Origin of the sequence: Pseudomonas sp. GV047, from assembly GCF_003058245.1 — a bacterium.
GTDB classification, from domain to species: domain Bacteria; phylum Pseudomonadota; class Gammaproteobacteria; order Pseudomonadales; family Pseudomonadaceae; genus Aquipseudomonas; species Aquipseudomonas marginalis.
In genome coordinates, this window is the sequence record NZ_QCWA01000005.1 from 499971 (window position 1) to 524370 (window position 24400).

The 24400-nt window shown below is 60.2% G+C and carries 23 protein-coding genes; 6 read left to right on the forward strand and 17 right to left on the reverse strand.

The window, feature by feature from the left end; all coding sequences use genetic code 11:
* Positions 1 to 20 precede the first annotated feature (20 nt).
* The 11 genes from C8K58_RS16010 to C8K58_RS16060 all read right to left on the reverse strand — a co-directional run bounded on the left by C8K58_RS16010 (position 21) and on the right by C8K58_RS16060 (position 12291).
* On the reverse strand, positions 21 to 359 hold the full coding sequence (locus C8K58_RS16010) for a GlpM family protein (protein WP_108573925.1): 339 nt from the start codon (positions 357 to 359) through the stop codon (positions 21 to 23).
* Entirely contained in the window at positions 359 to 1696 is a 1338-nt protein-coding gene (locus tag C8K58_RS16015) for a sigma-54 dependent transcriptional regulator (protein WP_065926532.1), read from the reverse strand. Before C8K58_RS16015 ends, C8K58_RS16010 begins: the two co-directional genes overlap by 1 nt.
* Positions 1693 to 3594 carry an ATP-binding protein gene (locus C8K58_RS16020; RefSeq protein WP_027604603.1) on the reverse strand — a complete coding sequence of 634 codons (1902 nt, stop codon included), beginning with the start codon at positions 3592 to 3594 and terminating at the stop codon, positions 1693 to 1695. Before C8K58_RS16020 ends, C8K58_RS16015 begins: the two co-directional genes overlap by 4 nt.
* A gap of 66 nt (positions 3595 to 3660) precedes the next feature.
* Positions 3661 to 4395, reverse strand: a complete 735-nt coding sequence (locus C8K58_RS16025) for an amino acid ABC transporter ATP-binding protein (protein ID WP_027604602.1) — start codon at positions 4393 to 4395, stop codon at positions 3661 to 3663.
* Positions 4392 to 5063, reverse strand: a complete 672-nt coding sequence (locus tag C8K58_RS16030; RefSeq protein ID WP_027604601.1) for an amino acid ABC transporter permease — start codon at positions 5061 to 5063, stop codon at positions 4392 to 4394. Before C8K58_RS16030 ends, C8K58_RS16025 begins: the two co-directional genes overlap by 4 nt.
* Complete coding sequence (locus C8K58_RS16035) at positions 5063 to 5809, reverse strand: amino acid ABC transporter permease (RefSeq protein ID WP_024073702.1); 747 nt, start codon at positions 5807 to 5809, stop codon at positions 5063 to 5065. The genes C8K58_RS16030 and C8K58_RS16035 overlap by 1 nt, the downstream gene beginning before the upstream one ends.
* Before the next feature lie 194 nt (positions 5810 to 6003).
* Positions 6004 to 6930 (reverse strand): glutamate/aspartate ABC transporter substrate-binding protein, encoded by a 927-nt coding sequence (locus C8K58_RS16040; protein ID WP_027604600.1) that lies wholly within the window; start codon positions 6928 to 6930, stop codon positions 6004 to 6006.
* A gap of 312 nt (positions 6931 to 7242) precedes the next feature.
* Complete coding sequence (gene glpD / locus C8K58_RS16045; protein WP_027604599.1) at positions 7243 to 8781, reverse strand: glycerol-3-phosphate dehydrogenase; 1539 nt, start codon at positions 8779 to 8781, stop codon at positions 7243 to 7245.
* A 222-nt stretch (positions 8782 to 9003) separates the two neighbouring features.
* Positions 9004 to 9759 (reverse strand): DeoR/GlpR family transcriptional regulator, encoded by a 756-nt coding sequence (locus C8K58_RS16050; RefSeq protein ID WP_027604598.1) that lies wholly within the window; start codon positions 9757 to 9759, stop codon positions 9004 to 9006.
* Positions 9760 to 9854: 95 nt separating this feature from the next.
* Entirely contained in the window at positions 9855 to 11360 is a 1506-nt protein-coding gene (gene glpK / locus C8K58_RS16055; RefSeq protein ID WP_027604597.1) for a glycerol kinase GlpK, read from the reverse strand.
* Between the two features lie 76 nt (positions 11361 to 11436).
* Positions 11437 to 12291 carry an MIP/aquaporin family protein gene (locus C8K58_RS16060; protein ID WP_027604596.1) on the reverse strand — a complete coding sequence of 285 codons (855 nt, stop codon included), beginning with the start codon at positions 12289 to 12291 and terminating at the stop codon, positions 11437 to 11439.
* A gap of 326 nt (positions 12292 to 12617) precedes the next feature.
* Between C8K58_RS16060 and ybaK the strand changes: the two genes are divergently transcribed.
* Entirely contained in the window at positions 12618 to 13088 is a 471-nt protein-coding gene (ybaK, locus tag C8K58_RS16065; protein ID WP_092356341.1) for a Cys-tRNA(Pro) deacylase, read from the forward strand.
* Positions 13089 to 13152: 64 nt separating this feature from the next.
* Here ybaK and C8K58_RS16070 read toward each other — a convergent pair whose 3' ends face one another.
* Both C8K58_RS16070 and argF read right to left on the reverse strand, forming a co-directional pair.
* The gene (locus tag C8K58_RS16070; RefSeq protein ID WP_065926527.1) at positions 13153 to 14262 is read right to left on the reverse strand and encodes an ABC transporter ATP-binding protein; all 1110 of its coding nucleotides are present in this window, start codon (positions 14260 to 14262) and stop codon (positions 13153 to 13155) included.
* The gene (gene argF / locus C8K58_RS16075) at positions 14259 to 15179 is read right to left on the reverse strand and encodes an ornithine carbamoyltransferase (RefSeq protein WP_027604593.1); all 921 of its coding nucleotides are present in this window, start codon (positions 15177 to 15179) and stop codon (positions 14259 to 14261) included. The genes C8K58_RS16070 and argF overlap by 4 nt, the downstream gene beginning before the upstream one ends.
* Positions 15180 to 15610: 431 nt before the next feature.
* On the opposite strand from argF, the gene C8K58_RS16085 reads away from it, so the two are divergent.
* Positions 15611 to 17719, forward strand: a complete 2109-nt coding sequence (locus tag C8K58_RS16085; RefSeq protein ID WP_108573926.1) for a molybdopterin oxidoreductase family protein — start codon at positions 15611 to 15613, stop codon at positions 17717 to 17719.
* 86 nt (positions 17720 to 17805) lie between these two features.
* Complete coding sequence (gene grxD / locus C8K58_RS16090; protein WP_027604591.1) at positions 17806 to 18144, forward strand: Grx4 family monothiol glutaredoxin; 339 nt, start codon at positions 17806 to 17808, stop codon at positions 18142 to 18144.
* Between the two features lie 71 nt (positions 18145 to 18215).
* Here grxD and bfr read toward each other — a convergent pair whose 3' ends face one another.
* On the reverse strand, positions 18216 to 18686 hold the full coding sequence (bfr, locus tag C8K58_RS16095; protein WP_012722487.1) for a bacterioferritin: 471 nt from the start codon (positions 18684 to 18686) through the stop codon (positions 18216 to 18218).
* A 201-nt stretch (positions 18687 to 18887) separates the two neighbouring features.
* Positions 18888 to 19106: a bacterioferritin-associated ferredoxin gene (locus C8K58_RS16100; protein WP_074844072.1), complete on the reverse strand. Its 219-nt coding sequence runs from the start codon at positions 19104 to 19106 to the stop codon at positions 18888 to 18890.
* 244 nt (positions 19107 to 19350) lie between these two features.
* Between C8K58_RS16100 and C8K58_RS16105 the strand changes: the two genes are divergently transcribed.
* Complete coding sequence (locus C8K58_RS16105; protein ID WP_003172097.1) at positions 19351 to 19953, forward strand: peroxiredoxin; 603 nt, start codon at positions 19351 to 19353, stop codon at positions 19951 to 19953.
* A gap of 65 nt (positions 19954 to 20018) precedes the next feature.
* On the opposite strand, the gene rnt is transcribed toward C8K58_RS16105, so the two are convergent.
* Together rnt and pyrC are read right to left on the reverse strand one after the other, a co-directional pair.
* Positions 20019 to 20693 carry a ribonuclease T gene (gene rnt / locus C8K58_RS16110; RefSeq protein ID WP_027604590.1) on the reverse strand — a complete coding sequence of 225 codons (675 nt, stop codon included), beginning with the start codon at positions 20691 to 20693 and terminating at the stop codon, positions 20019 to 20021.
* Positions 20690 to 21736 (reverse strand): dihydroorotase, encoded by a 1047-nt coding sequence (gene pyrC / locus C8K58_RS16115; protein WP_027604589.1) that lies wholly within the window; start codon positions 21734 to 21736, stop codon positions 20690 to 20692. Before pyrC ends, rnt begins: the two co-directional genes overlap by 4 nt.
* Positions 21737 to 21892: 156 nt before the next feature.
* Here pyrC and C8K58_RS16120 point away from each other — a divergent pair, with 156 nt between their 5' ends.
* Together C8K58_RS16120 and C8K58_RS16125 are read left to right on the forward strand one after the other, a co-directional pair.
* Entirely contained in the window at positions 21893 to 22801 is a 909-nt protein-coding gene (locus tag C8K58_RS16120) for an OmpA family protein (protein ID WP_027604588.1), read from the forward strand.
* 129 nt (positions 22802 to 22930) lie between these two features.
* A complete protein-coding gene (locus C8K58_RS16125) occupies positions 22931 to 24148 on the forward strand; it encodes an argininosuccinate synthase (protein ID WP_012722490.1) in 1218 nt (405 codons plus the stop codon).
* Positions 24149 to 24400: the final 252 nt, after the last annotated feature.

Consider the following 24400-nt stretch of genomic DNA (forward strand, 5'->3'; position numbering starts at 1 on the left):
CACATTTGGATTGAGTGGTGTCAGGCGTGGACGCGTACCCACACGCTCACCAACACCGTCGCGGCCATCAGCCACGCTACCGCTGCGATGGCTAAAGAGGCCTCCAGCCGCATGCGGTCCACCATCACATACAACGTCGCCAAATACACAAAGTAGGGAATGATCGACCACATCCCGAACAGGATGGTGGTCTTCAAATCGTCCAGCGAGCGGCCCTTGCCGACGATGTAATGGGCGATCAACGCAAAGGTCGGAAACAGCGGCACCAGCCCGGCGATGTAGTAGTTCCTGGTCTTGGCCAGCGCCGCCAGGATCAGCACCACCGCCGCGCCCAGGGCGGCTTTCAAAAAAACATCCATCAGTGGCTCAACCCGTATTTCTTGACCTTGTCGAACAAGGTGGTCTTGGCCATGCCCAGTTCCTGGCTGGCCTGGGTCAGGTTGCCGCCGCTGCGTTGCAGGGCATCGCTGAGCAGGTTGCGTTCAAAGGCTTCCACCGCTTCGGTGAACGCCAGGCCTTGGCTGCCGCTGCTGGCCCCGCTTTTCTTGAAGGCGGGCAGGCCGAGGGCGAAGCGTTCGGCGACGTTGCGCAGTTCGCGTACGTTACCGGGCCAGTCGTGGCTCATCAGGCTGGAGAGGGTCTGGTTGTCCAGTTCCGGCGCGGTGCGGTCAAAACGCAGCGACGACTGCTGCAGGAAGTGTTCGAACAGCTGCAGGATGTCTTCGCGGCGTTCGCGCAGGGGCGGCAGTTCCAGGGTCACCACGTTGAGGCGGTAGTACAGGTCGCTGCGGAACTGGCTGGCGCGGCTCAGTTCGTCGAGGTCGGACTTGGTGGCGGCGATCACCCGGCAATCCACGGCCACGCTCTGGTTCGAGCCCAGGCGTTCCAGGGTGCGCTCCTGCAGCACCCGCAGCAATTTGATCTGCAGGTTGATCGGCATGCTTTCCACTTCATCGAGGAACAGCGTGCCTTCATGGGCGTGTTCGATCTTGCCGATACGGCGCTTGCCTGCGCCGGTAAAGGCGTTGGCTTCGTGGCCGAAAATCTCGCTTTCGAACAGGTTCTCCGGCAGGCCGCCGCAGTTGAGGGCGACGAACTGGTGGGCGTGCCTGCGGCTGAAATCATGCAGGCAACGCGCGACCAGTTCCTTGCCGGTGCCGGTCTCGCCTTCGATCAGCACGTTGGCCGAGGTATCGGCGACGTTGGCGATCAGCTCGCGCAGGTTCTGCATGGCCGGCGAGCGACCGATGATGCGGCCTTCCAGCGAATCCCGCTCAGCCAACTGGCGGCGCAGCGACCAGACTTCCCGCGCCAGCCCGCGTTGTTCCAGGGCGCGGCGGGCGACGTCGACCAGGCGCTCGGGGGAGAAGGGTTTCTCCATGAAATCGTAGGCGCCATTGCGCATGGCGCCGACCGCCATGGAGATGTCGCCATGCCCGGTGATCAGCACCACCGGCAGGCTTTTATCCAGGGCCTTGAGACGGGTGAGCAGTTCCAGGCCGTCGATGCCCGGCAGGCGGATGTCGCTGATCACGATGCCGGCGAAGTTCTCGCCGATGCGTTTCAACGCTTCTTCGGCACTGCCCACGCCCACGCTGGGGATGTCTTCCAGCGCCAGGGCCTGTTGGCAGCCGAGCAGCACATGGGGGTCGTCTTCGACGATCAGCACGGTGAGGTCTTGAGGATCAATATTCATGTCGACTCAGCTTGTTGAGCGCCCACCAGCGGCAGGCTCAGGACAAAGGCAGTGCCACCGCCGGCCGGGTGCTCCACGGCGAGGGTGCCGCCGGTGGCTGCCGCGAGGCTGGCGGAGAGGGTCAGGCCCAGGCCCAGGCCTTGCTCGCCGGGTTTGGTGGTAAAGAAGGGTTCGAACAGATGCTTGCGCGCCTCGGCGTCGATGCCGTGGCCGTTGTCGCGCACCAGCAGGCGGTATTTGCCGTCGGCGATGCTGCCTTCCAGGCACAACTCGGGAGCCGGTTGTGCCTGCATGGCGTCGAGGGCGTTGCCGATCAGGTTGACCAGGATCTGTTCCAGGCGCGTCTGGTCGATCTGCAATTGGGCCGGGGCAAAGTTGCGGTGCAGGCTCAGCGGCAGGCTGTCCAGGCGTGGGCCGAGGACCTGGAACGCGGCGTCCACGGCCTTGGCCAGGCTGGCTTCGCCCTGGTCATCGCCGCGTCGGGCAAAGGAGCGCAGGCTGGCGGTGATGCGGCCCATGCGGTCGATCAGCTCGTTGATGGTCTTGAGGTTGGCGCTGGCGGTGTCCAGCGCGCCGCGTTCGAGGAAGCGCACGGTGTTGCCGGACAAGGTGCGCAGCGCGGCCAACGGCTGGTTCAGTTCATGGGCGATGCTGGTGGACATCTGGCCGATGGCCGCCAGCTTGCCGGCCTGTACCAGTTCATCCTGGGCGCGGCGCAGGGTTTCCTCGGCCTGGCGCCGTTCGCGGATCTGGCCCTTGAGCCGCTCGTTGCTGGCGCGCAGGTCGGCGGTGCGTTCGGCGATCCGCCGTTCCAGCTGGCTGTTGGCTTCCTGCAAGGCTTCCCGCGCAGCGAGGCGGGTGGCGATGACTTTGCGCCGCTCGTTCCAGGCAATCAGCAAAAACGCGACGAGGCCAAACGCGACAGCCACCAGGATGCCCTGGTTGATCGCCGCGCGGCGCAGGTCGTTGAGCGGGGTGAGCAGGGTGAAATTCCACGGTGTGTCATTGAGTGGGCGGGTTTGCGCCAGGTAGCTGACTTCGTGCTCGTCGTTGACCACTTCAGTGTTGGCCGGGAAGGTCAGCTTCTCGCTGCGGTCATTCAAGCGCTCACGGGCCAGGGGTTCCAGTTCGTTGAGCGTGGCCCAGTAATATTGCAGGCTGTGGGCCAGGCGATCCTTGGTCTCGTCGCTCAGCGGTCGCACCGCCTTGAGGCGTCGAGCCGGGTCGCTGGAGAGAATGATGATGCCGTTCTCGTCGCTCACAAAGGCTTCGAGGCGCGCGCGTTGCCAGCGCTCTTCCAGGGCTTCGAGGCGCACTTTGACCACCGCCACGCCGATGATCTTGCCGTGTTCTTCCAGGCCGTGGGCCAGGTAGTAGCCGGGTTCGCCGTTGGTGCTGCCGATGCCGTAGAAACGCCCGGGCTGGCCGCGCACGGCATTCTGGAAATAGGCGCGAAAGGACAGGTCTTCACCCTGGTAACTGTCGGCATCGCGCCAGTTACTGGTGGCCAGCACACGGCCGGTGGTGTCCATCACGTAGATGGCCCGACTGCGACTGCGTCGGTTCAGGCCTTCGAGGTAGTCGTTGACCGTTTTGCGGGTTTCCTGGTTCGGCTCGGCCAGCAGCTTGGAGACGCTCGATTCCAGCTCCAGCAGGCTGGGCAGGTAGGTGTATTTGCTGATTTCACTCTCGACGGTGCGGGCATGCAGCTCCAGCTGGCGTTCGCCGTTGTCGCTGAGGGTGCGGATGCCGTAGTACTCACTGATCCAGAAGCCGATATAACCCAGGCCGATCATCAGGGCGATGATCAACGGCGGCAGGAACAGTTGGCGAATCAGACGAGGTTTCACGGCAAGTGATGGCGGTGCGGCGCGATAGAGGTTGGGGTCGCATTTCATCACAGATGCCTTGGGTCAACCAGTTGTGGCGAAGGGGGTGGCCCCTTCACCACAACTGGGTGGTACTTAGTGCTGCAGGATTTTCTCAAGGAAGTGCTGCGCGCGCTCGGAGCGGGCGCTGATGTCGCCGAAGAACTCTTCCTTCGGGCAGTCTTCGATGATCTTGCCGGCGTCCATGAAGATCACGCGGTCGGCCACTTTGCGGGCAAAGCCCATTTCGTGGGTGACGCACATCATGGTCATGCCTTCCTGGGCCAGTTGCACCATCACGTCCAGTACTTCGTTGACCATTTCCGGGTCGAGGGCCGAGGTCGGTTCGTCGAACAGCATGACGATCGGGTCCATGGCCAGGGCGCGGGCGATCGCCACACGTTGCTGCTGGCCACCGGAAAGCTGGCCCGGGTGCTTGTGGGCGTGCGCCGACAGGCCGACGCGCTCAAGCAGTTGCAGGCCTTTCTTGGTGGCTTCTTCCTTGCTGCGGCCGAGCACCTTGATCTGTGCGATGGTCAGGTTTTCGGTGATGGTCAGGTGCGGGAACAGCTCGAAGTGCTGGAACACCATGCCCACGCGCGAACGCAGTTTCGGCAGGTTGGTCTTCGGGTCGGCGATGGAGGTGCCGTCGACGATTATGTCGCCTTTCTGGAACGGTTCCAGCGCGTTGACGCACTTGATCAGGGTGGACTTGCCCGAGCCCGATGGCCCGCACACCACGATCACTTCGCCTTTTTTAACCTCGGTGCTGCAATCGGTCAGCACCTGGAAGTCGCCATACCACTTGTTGATGTTCTTGATCGAGATCATACGGCAAACCTTTTTTGCAGACGCTTGACCAGCAGCGAGGCGGAAAAGCTGATGATGAAGTAGACGACACCGGCGAAGATCAGGAACTCATTGGAGCGCCCGATGATGTCGCCGTTGGAACGGGCGGAGTTGAGGAAGTCCACCAGGCCCACGGTGTAGACCAGCGAGGTGTCCTGGAACAGGATGATCGACTGTTGCAGCAGCAACGGGGTCATCTTGCGGAACGCCTGGGGCAGGATGATCAGGCGCATGGTCTGGCCATAGGTCATGCCCATTGCCTGTGCCGCCGCCATCTGGCCCTTGGGGATCGACTGCACGCCGGCCCGCACGATCTCGCAGAAGTACGCGGCCTCGAACATCATGAACGCCACGACGCAGGAGGTGAACGCGCCGATCGGGGTGTCTTCGCCGGTGATCCAACGCAACACGAACGGCACCGCCAGGTAGAACCAGGTGATCACCAGCAGCAGCGGGATCGAGCGGAAGTAGTTCACATAGGCGCCGGCCACCCGGGACAGCAGTTTGCTGGACGACAGGCGCATCAGTGCCAGGATCGTACCCAGCGCGATACCGCCGATCACGCCCATGACCATCAGCTTCAAGGTCATGACCATGCCGTTCCACAGGCCCGGGATGGCGGGGATGATGCCGCTGAAATCGAGTTCCATTATTTACCCCCCACGGAGATCAGGCCGGGCACTGCGACTTTCTTCTCGACCACGCGCATCAGCAGCATCAGGCTCATGTTCAGGGTGAAGTAGATCAGCGTGGCCAGGGTGAAGGCTTCAAACAGGTTGGCCGAGAACTCGGCGGTCTGTTTGGTTTGCGCCAGCAGTTCCATCAGGCCGATCAAGGACGCCACGGAGGAGTTCTTGAAGACGTTGAGGAATTCCGAGGTAAGCGGCGGAATGATGATCCGGTAGGCCTGGGGCAGCAGCACGTTCCAGTAGATCTGCGGCAACTTGAAGCCCATGGCACGTGCAGCGGCCTCTTGGCCACGTGGCAGCGCCTGGATACCGGTACGCACTTGCTCGCACACACGGGCAGCGGTGAACAGGCCCAGGCACACGACAACGCTCAGGTAGGCCGAGGTGGTCGGGTTGAGGTCCTGCTTGTACCAGTCCTGCAGGTTCTGCGGCAGCAGGTCGGGTATCAGGAAGTACCAGATGAACAGCTGCACCAGCAGCGGCACGTTACGAAACAGTTCCACGTAGCAGGTCGCGATGCCCGATACGAGGCGGTTTGGCACAGTGCGCATGACCCCCAGAATGGAGCCCAGCAGCAAGGCGATAATCCATGCCACGACAGCGATGGCGATGGTCCAGCCCAGGCCGGCGATGTACCAGTCGAGATAAGTCTCGCTGCCCACGCCGGTAGACTTGAAGAACACGCCCCAGTCCCAGTTGTAATTCATTAGGGTCTCCCCTCGAGATCGATCGATGTACAAGCACCCGCTTGGGGAAAGTCCATTCCCGCCTGGCGATGAACGCCAGGCACACGCGATCGGCTCGAAAACCGCCCGGTCGAGTGTTCCAAAGTATAGCCAGCAGGTAGTAACAGACGCCTGAGGGAGGGTTGGCTCCCTCAGGCGATAAGGTTAGTCAGGAATCAGATTTTTACTTCAGGCGCCGGCTTGTCGGTCGGGTTCTTGATCAGTTCCTTAACCTTGTCGCTCATTGGGAAGTTCAGGTTCAGGTTTTTTGGTGGGATCGGGCTTTCGAACCACTTGGCGTAGATCTTGTTGATTTCGCCGGACTTGTACAGGCCAACGATGGCGTCATCCACCGCTTTCTTGAAGGCAGGGTCTTCTTTGCGAACCATGCACGCGTAGGCTTCGAAGGACTGTGGAGTACCGGTGATGACCCAGTCATCCGGCTTCTTGGCCTTGGCTTCTTCACCGGCCAGCAGGGCGTCGTCCATCATGAAGGCTACGGCACGGCCGCTTTCCAGCATCTGGAAGGACTCGCCATGGTCTTTGGCGGAGATGACGTTCATGCCCATCTGCTTGTCAGCGTTCATCGCCTTGATGATGCGCTCGGACGTGGTGCCGGCGGTGGTCACGACGTTCTTGCCCTTCAGGTCGGCGAAGTCGGCGTAGCTAGGCTTGCCTTCCTTGTCTTTCTTGACCAGCAGGCGAGTGCCGATTTCGAAGATGTTGGTGGTGAAGGCGACTTGCTGGGCGCGTTCGGCGTTGTTGGTGGTGGAACCGCACTCGATGTCGACGGTGCCGTTCTGAACCAGCGGAATACGGGTCTGCGAGGTGACCAGGTTGTACTTGGCCTGCAGATCGGGTTTGTTCAGGTCTTTTTTCAGGGCTTCGACGATGGCCAGCTGAATGTCGTGGGAGTAGCCCACAGGTTTGCCCGAACCATCCGCAATGTAGGAAAACGGAATGGAGCTGTCGCGGTGCCCGAGGGTGATGGTGCCGGAGTCGTTGATTTTCTTCAGTGTGCCGGTGAGTTCGGCGGCAAAAACTGGAGTGCTGATCAGAGCAGCAGCGATAGCTGCGCCCAGGATATGGGGAACGATGCGCATCAATACTTCCTCGACATTTGTTTTTTTTATGAAGCCGGCTAGACGGCTCTCTTGTACAGCGAATGCCCGTGACGGCTCCTGAAGCGTCCCAGGCAATCGTCTAGGAGTGTAGAGCATGAGTCGTGCCAGACCGGAAATAAAAGCTTAACAAGTTGATTTACATGAGGATTAATTTTGTATGACGACAAATATGTAACCGTTTGATCCGGTAAACCGAATAGGCTTGCCTGTGGCGTTCGGAAAACCGAATGCCAGGCGCTATAAAAAAGCCCCTGGGCCTTACGGCGCAGGGGCTTTTGTACGACGGGCCTGTCAGGCCGCTTCGATCTTGCTGCGGGTCTGCTCAACCTTGGACAGGTAGCGCTGCACGTTGTCCTGTTCCTGTGGGGTGGTGAACAGGCCGAGTTTGGTCCGGCGCCACAGCACGTCCTGGGGCTGGGTTACCCATTCCTCGGCACACAGGTAGTCGACCTCGCGGGTGTAGAGGCCGCCGCCCAAATGTTCACCCAGGTCAGCCAGCGACTGCACGCCTTCGAGCAGGCGCCAGGTGCGGCTGCCATAGGTGGTGGACCAGCGGCGCGCGATTTCGCTCGGCAACCAGTCGAACTTGCTGCCAATGGCCTCGGCCAGGGCTTCTGGGGTGGTCATGTCCTCGCCGCCGGGCAGGCTGGCGGTGGCGGTCCAGCTGGGACGCATCTGCGTGAAGTACGGGGCCAGTTGCGCCATCGCCGATTCGGCGAGCTTGCGGTAGGTGGTCAGCTTGCCGCCGAACACCGACAGGATCGGTGCCTCGCCCGTACCACCGGACAGCGACAGGGTGTAGTCACGGGTGATGGCCGACGGGTTGTCCGACTCGTCGTTGCACAGTGGGCGCACACCCGAGTAGGTGTGGACGATGTCGTCGCGGCTCAGCTGTTTCTTGAAGTGCGCGTTGACCACCTTGAGCATGTAGTCGGTTTCACCTTCGGTGATCGCCACTTTCGCCGGGTCGCCGGTGTATTCGCGGTCGGTGGTGCCGATGATGGTCAGGTGGTTCAGGTACGGAATGGTGAAGACGATGCGCTGGTCTTCGTTCTGCAGGATGTGCGCGTGGGCGCCTTCATACAGTTTCGGCACGATCAGGTGGCTGCCCTGGATCAGGCGGATACCGTAGGGCGAGTCCAGCTTCAGGTCGTCCTTGATGAACTTGGCGACCCACGGGCCGGCGGCGTTCACCAGGGCGCGGGCACGGATCGAGAACAGGCTGCCATCGGCGCGTTCCATGTTCATGTCCCACATGCCATTGCTGCGATGGGCACTGATGCAGCGGGTCTGGGTATGGATATGCGCACCTTTTTCACGGGCGGCCATGGCGTTGAGGACGACCAGACGGGCGTCGTCGACCCAGCAGTCGGAGTATTCGAAGCCTTTGGTGATTTCGCTTTTCAGCGGGCTGTCAGGGCCGAACTTGAGGCTCTTGGAGCCGGCGAGTTTCTCGCGCTTGCCCAGGTGGTCATAGAGGAACAGGCCGGCACGGATCATCCACGCCGGGCGCAGGTGGGGGCGGTGTGGCAGCACGAAGCGCATCTGCTTGACGATGTGCGGGGCCTTGGCCAGCAGCACTTCACGTTCGGCCAGGGCTTCGCGTACCAGGCGGAATTCGTAATGTTCGAGGTAGCGCAGGCCGCCGTGGATCAGCTTGCTGCTGGCGGAGGAGGTGTGGCTGGCCAGGTCGTCCTTTTCGCAAAGGAATACCGACAAACCGCGACCGGCTGCGTCTGCTGCAATGCCGACGCCGTTGATCCCGCCACCGATTACGGCAACGTCATAGACTTCGGCAAGCGGTGGAGCAGGCAAGGTAGAAGGGTTCATCGACTGGCCTCGGGAGCTTTTTCGTATTGGAATTCGAACATTAATGTTCATTTGCGAAAATGGTAGCTGATAAACGTGGGCACAGCCAGTCGACTTCGATTGAAAAAACTCATCGAAGGGCGGGAAAAGGAAAATTTGTGAACATAAGCCTGGGCAGGCTCGAGAAAAAGGCGCTGGATAAATCGCCATCGGGGCTTGCCCCCGATGGCTTCAGTGCAGACGCTATACGACTTCCAGGCGAACCTTATGCTGGTTCAACAACTGCACCAGGGCCGGCACCGGCTCCTGATCCGTCACCAGGCAGTCCACCAGGCTGATCGGCCCCAGTCGAATCATGGCATTGCGCCCGAATTTGCTGGAGTCCGCCGCCAGGATCACCTGGCGTGCATTGGCGATGATCGCCTGGGAAACCCGGACTTCCTGGTAGTCGAAGTCCAGCAGGCTGCCGTCCTCGTCGATGCCGCTGATACCCACCAGCGCGAAGTCGACCTTGAACTGGTTGATGAAGTCGACACTGGCCTGGCCCACCACGCCGCCGTCACGGCGCACATTACCGCCGGTCAGCAACACATCGAAGTCGTCCTTTGCGCTGAGCATGGTGGCGACGTTGAGGTTATTGGTGATGATTTTCAGGTGATTGTGATTGAGCAGCGCACGGGCAATGGACTCGGTAGTGGTACCGATATTGATGAACAACGAGGCGTGATCGGGAATTTGTGCCGCAATGGCTTCGCCGATGCGCTGTTTCTCGTCGCGCATCTGGTCGGCGCGCATGGCGTACGCGGTGTTCTCGACACTGGAGTCATAGGCCGCGCCGCCGTGGTAGCGGCGCAGCAGATTGGCGTCCGCCAGCTGGTTGATATCGCGGCGGATGGTTTGCGGGGTGACAACGAATAGCTGCGCCATTTCCTCGATACTGACGTAGCCGCGTTCGCGGACCAGTTCGAGGATTTGCTGCTGGCGGGGAGGCAGATTCATGGGGCGTCCTTTGGGCTGCCATACAAAAGTGGCCCATGATGACGCAGGAATCTGCTCCCTGCCAGTTACAACCCGATATGGGGCCGGCGCATGGCTTATTCGGCGCCTTCGTGGGGCTCCCAGTCACGGGTGCGGCTCACCGCTTTTTGCCAGCCGGCGTAGAGTTTTTCCTTGGCGGCTTCTTCCAGTTGCGGTTCGAATTCGCGCTCGATCACGGCCTTGCCGCGCAGCTCGTCCAGGCTGCCCCAGAAGCCGCAGGCCAGGCCTGCCAGGTAGGCGGCGCCGAGTGCAGTGGTTTCGCGCATTTGCGGGCGCTCGACCTGGGTGCCGAGGATGTCGGCCTGGAATTGCATCAGGAAGTTGTTGGCCACCGCACCGCCGTCCACACGCAGGGCCTTGAGGCGTTCGCCCGAGTCCTGTTGCATGGCGTCGAGTACGTCGCGGGTCTGGTAGGCAATCGACTCCAGGGCGGCACGAATAATGTGATCCACGCGTACGCCGCGGGTCAGGCCAAACAGTGCGCCACGGGCATACGGGTCCCAGTAGGGGGCACCCAGGCCGGTGAAGGCCGGGACCAGGTACACGCCGTTGCTGTCCTTGACCTTGCCGGCGAAGTATTCGGTGTCGGTGGCATCGGCGATGATTTTCAGCTCGTCACGCAGCCATTGCACGGTGGAGCCACCGTTGAACACCGCGCCTTCCAGCGCATAGGCCACTTCGCCACGGGGACCGCAGGCGATGGTGGTGAGCATGCCGTGCTTGGACTTGACCGCTTTGTCGCCGGTATTCATCAGCAGGAAGCAGCCGGTGCCGTAGGTGTTCTTGGCCTGGCCGGCCTCCACGCACATCTGGCCGAACAGGGCCGCTTGCTGGTCACCGGCGATACCGCCGATGGCGATGCCGCTTTTGGTGCGGCCGTAGATCTCGGAGGAAGACTTCACTTCCGGCAGCATTTCCCGCGGAACGTCGAGGATCTCCAGCATCTTCGCATCCCACTCGAGGGTGTGGATGTTGAAGAGCATGGTGCGCGAGGCGTTGGTGTAGTCGGTGACGTGGGTCTTGCCGCCGGTAAATTTCCAGATCAGCCAGCTGTCGATGGTGCCGAACAGCAGCTCGCCGTTGCGCGCACGCTCGCGGCTGCCTTCGACGTTATCGAGGATCCACTTGAGCTTGGTGCCGGAGAAGTACGGGTCGGTGACCAGGCCGGTGGTGTCGTTAATGTATTGCTCGTGGCCGTCGCGCTTGAGCTGCTGGCAGATCTCGGTGCTGCGGCGGCATTGCCAGACAATGGCGTTGTAGATCGGGCGGCCGGTGATCTTGTCCCATACCACGGTGGTTTCACGCTGGTTGGTGATACCGATGGCGGCGACCTGGTCATGGTGCAGGCCGGCTTGTGCCAGGGCCTCGACCATCACCGCGCTCTGGGTGGCGAAGATTTCCATCGGGTCATGCTCGACCCAGCCGGCTTGCGGGTAGTGCTGGGTGAATTCACGTTGGGCGGTGCAGACCACGTTGGCGTCGCGATCGAAGATGATTGCCCGGGAACTGGTGGTGCCCTGATCAAGGGCAATGATGTAGTTCTTATTCTCGATATCGGTCATGTCTATTGCCTTGGACGAAATAAGGAAGTCAGAAATCAGCCGGGGCCGCGAAGGGCAGAGGACCAGGCTGGCGCTTTCAGGAAATACGAGTCTTGCCGTTGACAGCCGTGTCAGTTGTTTCCGCTATAGCAGGTGCGGCGCTCGGCAAGTGGCGAGCAATCAGCCCGCGATAGGCCGCAGCACCGAGGCATGCGCCGACAATCGGCGCGAAAATCGGAACCAGGAAGTAAGGAATATCGCGGCCGCCAGTAAAGGCCATTTCACCCCAGCCAGCGAAAAAGGTCATCAGCTTGGGCCCGAAATCCCGCGCCGGGTTCATCGCAAAGCCGGTCAGCGGGCCCATGGCACTGCCGATGACCGCAATCAGCAGGCCAATCAGCAGTGGTGCCAGCGGACCGCGCGGCAGGCCGTTGTTGTCATCGGTCAGGGCCATGATCACGCCCATCAGGATCGCGGTAATGACCATTTCCACCAGGAAGGCCTGCGCCGTGCTCAGCAGTGCATGGGGGTAGGTGGAGAACACCGAGGCCAATTCCAGGCTGGCCTGGGTGCCGCGTACCAGATGGTGGGTTTGTTCGTAATCGAAAAAGAGATTGCTATAAAGCGTGTACACCAGCGCCGCCGAGCAGAAGGCTCCGGCGATTTGGGCCAGGATGTAGAACGGCAGTTTGCGCTTGTCGAAGTCGGCAAAAATACACAGGGCGATACTGACCGCCGGATTGAGGTGAGCCCCGGAAATACCGGCGCTCAGGTAGATCGCCATGCTGACGCCGATCCCCCAGATGATGCTGATTTCCCACAACCCGAAGCTGGCACCCGCGACCTTGAGCGCAGCAACGCAGCCTGTACCGAAGAAGATCAGAAGCGCAGTCCCCAGGAACTCGGCCATGCATTGGCTCGAAAGTGAAGGCTGTTGAAGAGCAGTTGTCATGGAAAACCTCGATTGTTGTTCTTGTCTGGCGCACTGCCTCAACGGACGGTTGCGCGATTTTCACCGTGACGAGGATCCCCATCCAAGACACGGCTTACTGCTGGAACGCTGCAGGTGTATTCCTACAGTATTCGGAAACGAAAAAATATAGACAAGAATGACGGCTGTCAAAGGTCGAAAGTGAACTGTCGGTCACTTTCCAACTATTGGTTTGATGAATGATCACGCTCGCCACGTTAAGTATTGTGGACGGGGAGGGCGGACTAGAGCGTTTTATGCGGGCTTGGCCTAGAATTGGCCGTCAGTTTGCCACGCTCGGAGAGGTCATGACCCCCGCATTGGATTTGTTGAAAAAAGTTCGCGCCGAACATCGCATCCACAGTTATGAACACGACCCCAAGGCGGCCTCCTATGGCCTGGAGGCCGCAGAGAAATTGGGCCTCGACCCGGCGCAGGTGTTCAAGACCTTGTTGGCCAGCAGTGAAAAAGGCGAATTACTGGTGGCTGTGGTGCCGGTCGTCGGAAGTCTCGACCTCAAGGCCCTGGCTCATGCGGCGGGGGTTAAAAAAGTCGAAATGGCTGATCCGGCTGCGGCGCAGCGTTCCACCGGTTACCTGCTGGGAGGTATCAGCCCACTGGGGCAGAAGAAGCGGCTGCGCACATTTATCGATGTAACGGCGCAGCCGTTTGCGACAATTTTTGTGAGTGCGGGGAGAAGGGGACTGGAAGTGGAGTTGTCCGCCGCAGTGCTGGCGGAACATACCCAGGCCAAATTCGCAGAAATTGGCCGGCCGTAATCCCGGTATCCTGGATAACCAATGTGGGAGGAGGCTTGCCCCCCCCCACACGTTGATCATTGACTCAGCCAGCCGGGCTGTAGCGTCGTACGCCGGATTCGGCGTGAGGAACCTGCGCCGCGACGCTGCCTGAGGCCTGGAACAGCACCAGATGCTCAGCGGCCACGCGAATGCCCACTTGCGCGCCCACCTGATGGTCGGCATGGCTGGGGAAAATCGACTCCAACTGCGCACCGGTCGGCAGTTGCAGGCGGTACAGGGTCGACGCGCCGAGGAAGGTCTTGCCGACGATCCGCGCTTTCAAGGCGCTGTCCGGCGCGTAGACGATGTCGTCCGGGCGCAGCAAGACGTCCACCGCCCCCCCCGTAGGCCAGGTGTAGGCGCGGTTTCCGCGCAGGTCGCCGAGTTCGGTGTGGACGGACTCGGGCGAACTCAACTGGCCACGAATGAAATAACCCTGGCCGATAAAGCTGGCGACGTAAGGCGTCAGGGGTTCGTGATAGAGGTTGTAGGGGGTATCCCACTGCTCCAGGCGGCCTTCCTTGAACACCCCGACGTGATCGCTCACGGCGAATGCCTCTTCCTGGTCATGGGTGACCAGGATCGCACTGGTGCCCCGTGCCTTGAGGATGTCGCGCACCTCGTGGCTGAGCTTGCGCCGCAGTTCGCCGTCGAGGTTGGAGAACGGTTCGTCCAGCAGCAACAGCTGCGGCTCCGGCGCCAGGGCGCGGGCGAGGGCGACGCGTTGTTGCTGGCCGCCCGACAGTTCGTGGGGGAAACGCTTGCCCAGGTTCTTGAGGTTGACCAGTTCCAGCAGTTCGGCGACCACACGGTCTTTTTGCGGGTGTTTGCGAATGCCGAAGGCGATGTTGTCGGCCACGCTGAGATGGGGGAACAGCGCGTAGTCCTGGAACACCATGCCGATGCGACGTTTCTCCGGCGCCAGGGTAAAACCGGCGCTGGAGATCACTTCGCCCGCGAGGCTGATTTCGCCTTCGTGCACCGGCTCAAAACCGGCAATCGCGCGCAAGGTCGTGGTTTTGCCACAGCCCGAAGAACCCAGCAGGCAACCGATATCGCCCGCGTTGAGGTGCAGATTGAGGTTCTGCACCACCCGTTGATCCTGGTAACCGCATGCCAGATTGCGCAAGTTCAGCAGTAATGGCTGGCTCATGCGTGGTGGTACGCCGGTTCGACGAGGAATTCGAGCAGGGCTTTTTGCGCGTGCAGGCGGTTCTCGGCCTGGTCCCAGGCCACGGAGCGTGGGTCATCGAGCAGGTCGAGGCTGATTTCCTCACCCCGGTGGGCGGGCAGGCAGTGCATGAACAGCACGTCCGGCGCGGCCATGTCGAGCAGGGCGCGGGTCACCTGGAAGGGCGCGAACAGGGCCAGGCGCTTGGCGGTTTCGTCTTCCTGGCCCATGGAGGTCCAGACGTCGGTGCTGACCAGGTGGGCGCCGATCGCTGCATCCTTTGGATCGCGCAGGATCTGCACACGGCCATCGGCCTTGGCCAGGAACTCGGCGGCCGGTTCGAAGCCTTCCGGACAGGCGATGCGCAGGTGGAAGTCGAACTGAATCGCCGCTTCTATATAGCTGTTGCACATGTTGTTGCCGTCACCGATCCAGGCCACGGTCTTGCCCTGGATCGAGCCACGGTGCTCAAGGAAGGTCTGCATGTCGGCCAGCAACTGGCATGGGTGCAGGTCATCGGACAGGCCGTTGATTACCGGCACGCGCGAGTTGGCGGCGAATTCGGTCAGGGTGCTGTGGGCAAAGGTACGGATCATCACCGCATCGAGCATGCGCGACATGACGATCGCGCAGTCGCTGATCGGCTCGCCACGGCCCAGTTGGGTGTCACGCGGCGACAGGAAGATGGCCTGGCCACCCAGCTGGATCATGCCGGCTTCGAACGACAGGCGAGTGCGGGTCGACGACTTCTCGAAAATCATCCCGAGCACGCGGTTTTTCAAAGGCTCGAACAGTACGCCGCGGTTACGCAGGTCTTTAAGCTCAATGCCTCGACGGATCACGCTGACCAGCTCTTCGGGCGTGCAATCCATCAGGGAGAGAAAGTGCCTTGCGCTCATCATTAACTACCTTTTTGCAACAGACCGCAGATACTCAAAGCCTTGTTTATTGTGACAACGGGCGAGACCTGCGGCGAAAGCCGCACGGGGCGACGAAATAGGGGAAGGCGCGATATTGACATTAAATGTCGCGTCTTACCAATAGGGCTACGTTTTTAGGGGTGTTCAAGAAGGGCGCGAGAGCGCTTTTGAAGACGATTTCCTGACAGCAGCGGGCCATTTGTACACTGACGCCATCACCTTTTGCAATGCGCGGGGGCGGGCCTGGATCAGGCTGCGTCGGTTTCAGAGGTTGATGACAGGTTCTGTAACATTTGCTCATGTTTGCGCATGGCCTGGCCTGATGGCTATCGATTCACAGGACGAACGATGCTGGCGCCTGTCATGGTCACGGCCCATAGTCAGGCCAAAGCCCAATAAAGAGACTGGCCATGACCAAGACTCTCCACCACCGTGCCTGCCACCTGTGTGAAGCCATCTGTGGCCTGACCCTGGAAACCACCCAGGCCGAAGACGGCAGCCTGGCGATCACCTCGATCAAGGGCGACACGCTGGACAGCTTCAGTCGCGGCCATATCTGCCCCAAGGCCGTGGCGTTGCAGGACATCCAGAATGATCCTGACCGCCTGCACCAGCCCATGTTGCGGGTGGGCAGCGAATGGCAGCCAATCCCGTGGGATGAGGCGTTTGCCCTGGTCGCCGAGCGGCTGGCGGGCATCCAGGCGCGGCATGGGCAGAATGCAGTGGCGGTGTATCAGGGTAACCCCAGCGTGCACAACTATGGGCTGATGACCCACAGCAACTACTTCCTCGGCCAGCTCAAGACGCGCAACCGGTTTTCTGCCACCTCCGTAGACCAGTTGCCCCATCACCTCACCAGCCACCTCATGTACGGCCATGGCCTGTTGCTGCCGATTCCGGACATCGACCACACCGACTTCATGCTGATCCTCGGCGGCAACCCGCTGGCCTCCAACGGCAGCATCATGACCGTGCCTGATGTGGAGAAGCGTCTCAAGGCTATCCAGGCCCGGGGCGGCAAGGTGGTGGTGGTCGATCCTCGGCGCAGTGAGACAGCGGCGATCGCTGATCAGCATCTGTTCGTGCGGCCTGGCGGGGATGCGGCGTTGCTGTTCGGGGTACTCAACACACTGTTCACCGAGAACCTGACGCGTGACAGTCATTTGCCGGTAGAGGGCCTTGAGGATGTGCGCCGTGCGATCCTCGGCTTTACCGCCGAAGCCATGAGCCGCCAGTGTGCCGTACCTGCCGGGCAGATTCGCCAGTTGGCACGGGATTTCGCTGCTGCGGATAAAGCGGTGTGCTACGGGCGCATGGGGGTGTCGACCCAGGCGTTCGGCACGCTGTGTCATTGGCTGGTGCAGTTGATCAACCTGGTCACGGGCAACCTCGACCGCGAGGGCGGCGCGTTATGCACCAGTCCGGCGGTGGATTTGGTCGCGTCCACCGGTGGCGGGCATTTCAATCGCTGGCAGAGCCGCGTGTCCGGGCGCCCGGAGTACGGCGGCGAGTTACCAGTGTCTGCATTGGCCGAAGAAATGCTCACCGGCGGCGAAGGACAGATCCGCGCGCTGGTGACGGTGGCGGGCAACCCGGTGCTGTCGACCCCCAATGGCCGCCAGTTGGAGCAGGCCCTGGACGGCTTGGAGTTCATGGTCAGCATCGACCTCTATATCAACGAGACCACGCGTTATGCCGATCTGATCCTGCCGTCCACTTCGGCGCTGGAAAACGACCACTACGACACCACGTTCAACATGTTCGCCGTGCGCAATGTCACCCGTTTCAATCGCGCGATCCTGCCCAAGCCTGAGGGGGCGTTGCATGACTGGGAGATCTTCGTCGGCCTGGCCACGGCATTCGCTGCGCACACCGGTATGGCGCTCAAGCCCACCATGCCGCCTGCGCAAATGATCGACTTCGGCCTGCGCGCCGGCGCTTATGGTGATGCGTCGAGCCATCAGTTGTCGGTGGCGAAGCTGGCGGATCATCCCCATGGCATGGACCTGGGGCCGCTCAAGCCAAATCTCACAGCGCGCTTGAAAACCGTGAATGGCAAGGTGCAGGCGGCACCGGCAGTGATTCTGGCGGATCTGGCGCGCTTTGCGGCGCAGCCGATGCCTGTGGCTGACGAGTTGCTGCTGATCGGCCGTCGCCATGTGCGCAGTAATAATTCCTGGATGCATAATTATCACCGGCTGGTGAAGGGCAAGCCTCGGCACCAGTTGCATATGCATCCCGACGACCTGGCCAGTCGCCAGTTGGCAGACGGCCAGCGGGTGCGCGTCAGTTCCCGTATCGGCATGATCGAGGTGGAGGTGGTCGCCAGCCTGGACATGATGCCCGGCGTGGTCAGCCTGCCCCATGGTTGGGGCCACGCCCGTCCTGGCGTCCAGATGACCATCGCCAGCGAGCAACCGGGGGCGAGCGCGAATGACTTGACCGACGAGCGGCAATTGGATGAGTTATCGGGCAATGCGGCATTGAATGGCGTACCGGTCCAAGTCGCTGCCGCATAAGGAGCCCGAGCACCGCGTTGGAATTTTGCGTTACAATGCGCCACCGTGCCGACCTGTGAGTCGCAAAGTTCCAGCCGAGGTGTTCCATGGATATCATCGAAACGATCAAAGAGCAGATTGCCAACAACACCATTCTGCTTTACATGAAGGGCGCACCTAACGCTCCTCAGTGCGGTTTCTCCGCGAAGGCTTCCCAGGCTGTTATGCAGTGTGGCGAGAAGTTCGCTTACGTGGATATCCTGCAAAACCCGGAAATCCGCGCCAACCTGCCGAAGTACGCCAACTGGCCTACCTTCCCGCAACTGTGGGTAGCCGGCGAGCTGGTCGGCGGTAGCGATATCATCACCGAAATGGCAGCTGATGGTTCGTTGCAGGCGTTGATCAAAGATGCAGCGGCAAACGCGGCGGCCAAGACCGACGCTTGATTCGCCTGCAATAAAAAGCCCCGCTTCTCGTGAGAGAGCGGGGCTTTTTTGTACCTGAGAGAGCGACGGGATTATTCGCCCATCTGCGATTGCAGGTAGTTTTCCAGGCTGACTTTGTCGATCAGGCCCAGTTGGGTTTCCAGCCAGTCGATATGTTCTTCCTGGTCTTCAAGGATGTCTTCCAGCAGCTCGCGGCTGCCGAAGTCGCCCTTGGTCTCGCAATGTGCGATGGCGGCCTTGAGGTCGCTGTGGCTCTTGCGTTCAAAGCCCAGGTCGCTGCTGATCATTTCCTGGGTGTGCTCGCCGATGTTCAGCTTGCCCAGGTCCTGTACGTTCGGCAGGCCTTCGAGGAACAGGATCCGCTTGATCAGCGCGTCGGCGTCCTTCATGGCCTTGATGGATTCTTTGTATTCACGCTTGCCAAGCTTTTCCAGGCCCCAATCGTCGTACATGCGCGCATGCAGGAAGTACTGATTGATCGCGACCAGTTCATTGGCAAGGATTTTGTTGAGTTGCTGGATGACTGAGATGTCGCCTTTCATGACTGGGGTCCTGCCCTGTAGTAGCTGTGTATAAGGCGGAGTTTGAGCGGCGAAAACCCTAGTGTCAAACCTAAGTTATTGAATAATAAATGAAAATTAATCGGAATAAGAATGTTTGTGTTCCGCGTCTTAGCGCTAACTAATTGAATTACAGGCATAAAAAAACCGGACACTCGGTCCGGTTCTTCAAAACACGCCTATTCAAGCGTGTGTAAATTCTGCTGAGTAAGGAACAGCGGCCTGGGCTGTTTGCAGTTGCGTCAGGGTTTCCCGTACCACTTGCTTGGCGAGGCAAGCACATTTACCACATTGACTGGCAACGCCGGTGGTTTCACGCACTTCCTTGTAGCTGCAGCAACCTTCATAGATTGCTTCGCGGATTTGTCCGTCGGTGACGCCGGTACACAGGCACACATACATAAGGGAGAACCGTCGCGGGTTTAAGGCTTAAGTGCGATGGATCTTAATGTTAACGAGAATGATTGTCAAAGTAGATTCGTAGGGTATTGGCCTGCACCGCCCTCACGCTGACGAACGGTTTTTTCAGTGTATGATGGTCGGTCTTCACGAAGCGTGACTGCGTCACAGGGCTGTCGCTTGAATGCGGCAGACTCAAGGCCGGTCCTTTTACTTCAATCGTCACCCTTACATCAGGAGATACCCAATGAGCGTACTCGTCGGCAAACAAGCCCCGGATTTCGACGTACCTGCCGTGCTCGGCAATGGCGAAATCGTTGACAGCTTCAAACTGTCTGAAGCCATCAAAGGCAAATACGGCCTGGTGTTCTTCTACCCGCTGGACTTCACCTTCGTCTGCCCTTCGGAGCTGATCGCTCTGGACCACCGCATGGACGATTTCAAGGCACGTAACGTTGAAGTGGTTGCCGTTTCCATCGACTCCCATTTCACCCACAACGCCTGGCGCAACACGGCCATCAACGATGGCGGCATCGGCAAAGTCAAATACACCATGGCTGCCGACATGAAGCACGACATCGCCAAGGCCTATGACGTTGAATCCGAAGGCGGCGTGGCTTTCCGTGGCGCGTTCCTGATCGATGACAAGGGCGTTGTGCGCTCCCAGATCATCAACGACCTGCCGCTGGGCCGTAACATGGAAGAGCTGATCCGTCTGGTCGACGCCCTGCAATTCCACGAAGAGCACGGCGAAGTCTGCCCTGCCAACTGGAAAAAAGGCGACAAAGGCATGAACGCTTCGCCAGAAGGCGTTGCGGCTTACCTGACCGAGAACGCTGGCAAGCTGTAAGCCGGATTCGCGGGACAAAAAAACCGGCCTGAGAAGGCCGGTTTTTTTGTGCGCGGGATTTGACCTCAGTCGCCGAAGTCTTCCCAGCCGCCCATCTGCTTCCAGCGGTTGACGATGCCGCAGAACAGCTCGGCGGTCTTCTCGGTGTCGTAGCGGGCCGAGTGGGCTTCGCGACCGTCGAAGTCGATGCCGGCCGCCTGGCAGGCCTTGGCCAAGACGGTCTGGCCATAGGCCAGGCCAGCAAGGGTGGCGGTGTCGAAACTGGAGAACGGGTGGAACGGATTGCGCTTCATGTCCAGCCGCGTCACGGCGGCGTTGAGGAAGCCCAGGTCGAAGCTGCTGTTATGTCCGACCAGGATCGCGCGCTTGCAGCCGTTGGCCTTCAAGGCCTTGCGTACGCCACGGAAGATATCGGTGAGTGCCGCCTCTTCGCTGACGGCCATGCGCAAGGGGTGATCGAGCTTGATCCCGGTGAACTCCAGGGCTGCTGCTTCGATATTGGCACCTTCAAACGGCTCGACGCGGAAGAAGTGGGTGTGCTCCGGATACACAAAGCCCTGTTCGTCCATGCCGATAGTCGTTGCGGCGATTTCCAGCAGTGCATCGGTGGCGCAATTGAAGCCGCCGGTTTCTACGTCGACAACGACAGGCAGGTAGCCGCGGAAACGTTCGGCCATCGGGTGGCGCGAACCACCACCGCCACCGTGTTCCTGGTCGTCATCGTAATGGTCTTCACTCACTTGCTTTCCTCCAGCAGGCGCCAGCGCAGTGTTTCACCGGCGCGCAGCGGGATAACGGTCAGCTCGCCAAATGGCAGGCTGGCGGGGGCGGTCCAGTCTTCACGGACCAGGGTGATACGGTCGGTATTCGCCGGCAGGCCGTAGAATCGCGGGCCATTGAGGCTGGCGAAACCTTCGAGTTTATCCAGGGCGTTGCGCTGTTCGAACGCTTCGGCATACAGCTCGATGGCGGCGAACGCGGTGTAGCAACCGGCACAACCGCATGCCGCTTCCTTGGCGTGCTGGGCGTGGGGCGCAGAGTCGGTGCCGAGGAAGAACTTCGGATTACCGCTGGTCGCGGCATCCAGCAAGGCAACCTGGTGGGTGTTGCGCTTGAGGATCGGCAGGCAATAGAAGTGCGGCCGAATCCCGCCCACCAGCATGTGGTTACGGTTGTACAGCAGGTGATGGGCGGTGATGGTTGCGCCGACGTTGGCCGAGGCCTCGGTGACGAACTGCACGGCATCGGCCGTGGTGATGTGCTCGAACACCACCTTGAGGGTCGGGAACAGCTCGACCACGCGGCGCATGTGCTCGTCGATGAAGATTTTCTCGCGATCGAACACGTCCACGTCGCCACGGGTGACTTCACCGTGGATCAGCAGCGGCATGCCGACTTCGGCCATGGCTTCGATGGCCGGCAGGATCTTGTCGATGCTGGTCACGCCGGAATCGGAGTTGGTGGTCGCGCCGGCCGGGTACAGCTTGGCGGCGTGCACGAAACCGCTGGCCTTGGCCTGGCGAATTTCTTCGGGCTGGGTGCGATCGGTGAGGTAGAGCACCATCAACGGTTCGAAGCGGCTGCCGGCCGGCCGTGCAGCGAGGATGCGCTGGCGATAGGCGTCGGCTTCGGCGGCGTTACGCACCGGTGGTACCAGGTTAGGCATGATGATGGCGCGGCCAAACGTACGCGCTACATCGGCCACGGTTTGGGGCAACGCAGCACCATCGCGAAGATGAATATGCCAGTCGTCGGGACGCAGCAGGGTCAGGCGGTCGGACATTGGGGATTCCAGGCGGGTCAATCTGGTGGGAATGCTACCGGAAAAGACTCTTGCAGGCACTCGCTATCAAGTTTTGCAGGATGCATCCGATAGCCTTTCGTATGCCTTATCGATGTATGACGCTTTGAAGTGTTGTAGAAACCAGTGGAGCCTCCCGTGCGCCAGCATTATCTAGCCCTGCTCAGTGTGTTCGCCAGCCTGCCTGCTATGGCCCTCACGTTCCAGACTCGTCTGGAGAACATTGAGTGGAAGGTGGAGGGGGACAAGTTCGAGTGCCGCCTGAGCCAACCGATCACCGACTTCGGTTCGGGTGAGTTCGTGCGCCGGGCCGGCGAGCAGGCGACGTTTCGTCTGAAAGCCTATAACGGGTCGCTGGGCGCAGGGTCGGCCACCTTGTTGTCCGCCGCAGCCCCCTGGCAGCCCGGTCGGGGTGACATCAATCTCGGCGCCGTACGTGCCGGCAGCGGTGATGTGCTGTTCAACAGCTCTCAGGCCCAGGCCGGGCGTCTCTTCAACGGTTTGCTCGATGGACGCTCGCCCACGGTGCGGCACTATGGACGTGAGGGTGGCTATTCGGAGATTCGCCTGCTGCCGGTGAAATTCAACAAGGCCTACAGCGATTATCAGCTGTGCACCGCCAAGCTGCTGCCGATGAATTACGATCAGGTCAAGCAGACCGAAGTGGGCTTCCCCGGTGGCGGCATCGAGCTGGACGCTGCGGCAAAGCAGAAGCTGGCGGTGATTCTCGAATTCATGAAGGCGGACCCAACCGTCAACCATATCGAATTGAACGGCCACTCGGACAACAGCGGCAATCGCCTGAGCAACCGTGACGTTTCACGCCGTCGCGCGCTGGCTGTGATGGACTACTTCAAGGCCAACGGTATCCCGGAGTCCCAGATCACCCTGCGGTTCCATGGCGAAAGCTACCCCTTGGCGCCCAACACCACTGCCGCCAACCGGGCCCGTAACCGCCGTGTGAATATTCAGCTCGAACGCGTGGCTGCCCCTGAGAAACCGGCCCCCCAGGCCACGGGGCCGAGCAACCCGGCACACACCTCCTGACGTGCGACCATCGGTCGCTCGCTCGACATAATCTGTCGCTTTATCTTCATTTGCTGTCGCGCCCCTGTAAATCCACGGTTTTGATCGGTAGAATCGACGCCTTTCCGTACAACCCCGTGGAGTGATGGCATGGCCGACGTAAACAAGGTCGTTCTCGCGTATTCCGGCGGCCTGGACACTTCGGTGATCCTCAAGTGGCTGCAGGATACTTATAACTGTGAAGTGGTGACCTTCACCGCTGACCTGGGTCAGGGCGAAGAGGTCGAACCTGCACGTGCCAAGGCGCAAGCCATGGGCGTGAAAGAGATCTACATTGACGACCTGCGCGAAGAATTCGTCCGCGATTTCGTCTTCCCGATGTTTCGCGCCAACACCGTCTACGAAGGCGAGTACCTGCTGGGTACTTCCATCGCACGTCCGCTGATCGCCAAGCGCCTGATCGAAATCGCCAACGAAACCGGCGCTGATGCCATTTCCCATGGCGCCACCGGCAAGGGCAACGACCAGGTGCGTTTCGAACTGGGTGCCTACGCGCTCAAGCCCGGCGTAAAAGTGATTGCCCCGTGGCGTGAATGGGACCTGCTGTCCCGTGAAAAGCTGATGGATTACGCTGAAAAGCACGCGATCCCGATCGAGCGTCATGGCAAGAAAAAGTCCCCGTACTCGATGGACGCCAACCTGCTGCACATCTCCTATGAAGGCGGCGTGCTGGAAGACACCTGGACCGAGCACGAAGAAGACATGTGGAAATGGACCGTCTCCCCGGAGAACGCTCCAGACAAGCCGCAGTACCTGGAACTGACCTACCGTAATGGCGACATCGTCGCGCTGGACGGCGTGGAAATGACCCCGGCCACCGTATTGGCGACGCTGAACCGTATCGGTGGCGAACACGGCATCGGCCGCCTCGACATCGTCGAGAACCGCTATGTGGGCATGAAGTCCCGTGGTTGCTACGAAACCCCGGGCGGCACCATCATGCTGCGTGCCCACCGCGCCATCGAGTCCATCACCCTGGACCGTGAAGTGGCTCACCTCAAAGACGAGCTGATGCCCAAGTACGCCAGCCTGATCTATACCGGCTACTGGTGGAGCCCTGAGCGTCTGATGCTGCAACAGATGATCGATGCTTCCCAGGCCCACGTGAATGGCGTTGTGCGTCTGAAGTTGTACAAGGGCAATGTGATCGTTACCGGCCGTAAGTCGGATGACTCGCTGTTCGACGCCAACATCGCCACTTTCGAAGAAGATGGCGGTGCCTACAACCAGGCTGACGCAGCGGGCTTTATCAAGTTGAATGCATTGCGCATGCGCATTGCTGCCAACAAAGGTCGTTCGTTGTTCTGAGTGTCAAGCCGGTTGTAAAAATGGCCCCTTGTTCAAGGGGCCATTTTTTTTGTCTTGAATTCTTGATTAAGTCCACTTTGTTTAAACTTGTTTAATCAGTGTTGTTGATTATTGGGGCGCTGTTTTTTTGTCGGGGGAATGTTTTTTATCATTTATGTAGGAACCAGTCTTACAGATAATTCACTCATGTAGGTGCGAGGAGTATGTAAGAAGCCAAAAATTCTGTAGGAAATAAGGATGTAAGTAAATATG

Coding starts and splice junctions, on each gene's coding strand:
- C8K58_RS16010 (WP_108573925.1), bottom strand. CDS start 359: ATGGATGTTTTTTTGAAAGCCGCCCTGGGCGCGGCGGTGGTGCTGATC.
- C8K58_RS16050 (WP_027604598.1), bottom strand. CDS start 9,759: ATGAATCTGCCTCCCCGCCAGCAGCAAATCCTCGAACTGGTCCGCGAA.
- C8K58_RS16035 (WP_024073702.1), bottom strand. CDS start 5,809: ATGAATTACAACTGGGACTGGGGCGTGTTCTTCAAGTCTACCGGCGTG.
- glpD (WP_027604599.1), bottom strand. CDS start 8,781: ATGAACCCTTCTACCTTGCCTGCTCCACCGCTTGCCGAAGTCTATGAC.
- C8K58_RS16070 (WP_065926527.1), bottom strand. CDS start 14,262: ATGAGCCAGCCATTACTGCTGAACTTGCGCAATCTGGCATGCGGTTAC.
- pyrC (WP_027604589.1), bottom strand. CDS start 21,736: ATGTCCGACCGCCTGACCCTGCTGCGTCCCGACGACTGGCATATTCAT.
- C8K58_RS16085 (WP_108573926.1), top strand. CDS start 15,611: ATGACCAAGACTCTCCACCACCGTGCCTGCCACCTGTGTGAAGCCATC.
- C8K58_RS16040 (WP_027604600.1), bottom strand. CDS start 6,930: ATGCGCATCGTTCCCCATATCCTGGGCGCAGCTATCGCTGCTGCTCTG.
- grxD (WP_027604591.1), top strand. CDS start 17,806: ATGGATATCATCGAAACGATCAAAGAGCAGATTGCCAACAACACCATT.
- bfr (WP_012722487.1), bottom strand. CDS start 18,686: ATGAAAGGCGACATCTCAGTCATCCAGCAACTCAACAAAATCCTTGCC.
- C8K58_RS16060 (WP_027604596.1), bottom strand. CDS start 12,291: ATGACAACTGCTCTTCAACAGCCTTCACTTTCGAGCCAATGCATGGCC.
- C8K58_RS16125 (WP_012722490.1), top strand. CDS start 22,931: ATGGCCGACGTAAACAAGGTCGTTCTCGCGTATTCCGGCGGCCTGGAC.
- glpK (WP_027604597.1), bottom strand. CDS start 11,360: ATGACCGATATCGAGAATAAGAACTACATCATTGCCCTTGATCAGGGC.
- C8K58_RS16025 (WP_027604602.1), bottom strand. CDS start 4,395: ATGATCTCGATCAAGAACATCAACAAGTGGTATGGCGACTTCCAGGTG.
- C8K58_RS16100 (WP_074844072.1), bottom strand. CDS start 19,106: ATGTATGTGTGCCTGTGTACCGGCGTCACCGACGGACAAATCCGCGAA.
- C8K58_RS16105 (WP_003172097.1), top strand. CDS start 19,351: ATGAGCGTACTCGTCGGCAAACAAGCCCCGGATTTCGACGTACCTGCC.
- ybaK (WP_092356341.1), top strand. CDS start 12,618: ATGACCCCCGCATTGGATTTGTTGAAAAAAGTTCGCGCCGAACATCGC.
- C8K58_RS16015 (WP_065926532.1), bottom strand. CDS start 1,696: ATGAATATTGATCCTCAAGACCTCACCGTGCTGATCGTCGAAGACGAC.
- C8K58_RS16020 (WP_027604603.1), bottom strand. CDS start 3,594: ATGAAATGCGACCCCAACCTCTATCGCGCCGCACCGCCATCACTTGCC.
- C8K58_RS16030 (WP_027604601.1), bottom strand. CDS start 5,063: ATGGAACTCGATTTCAGCGGCATCATCCCCGCCATCCCGGGCCTGTGG.
- argF (WP_027604593.1), bottom strand. CDS start 15,179: ATGAGCGCAAGGCACTTTCTCTCCCTGATGGATTGCACGCCCGAAGAG.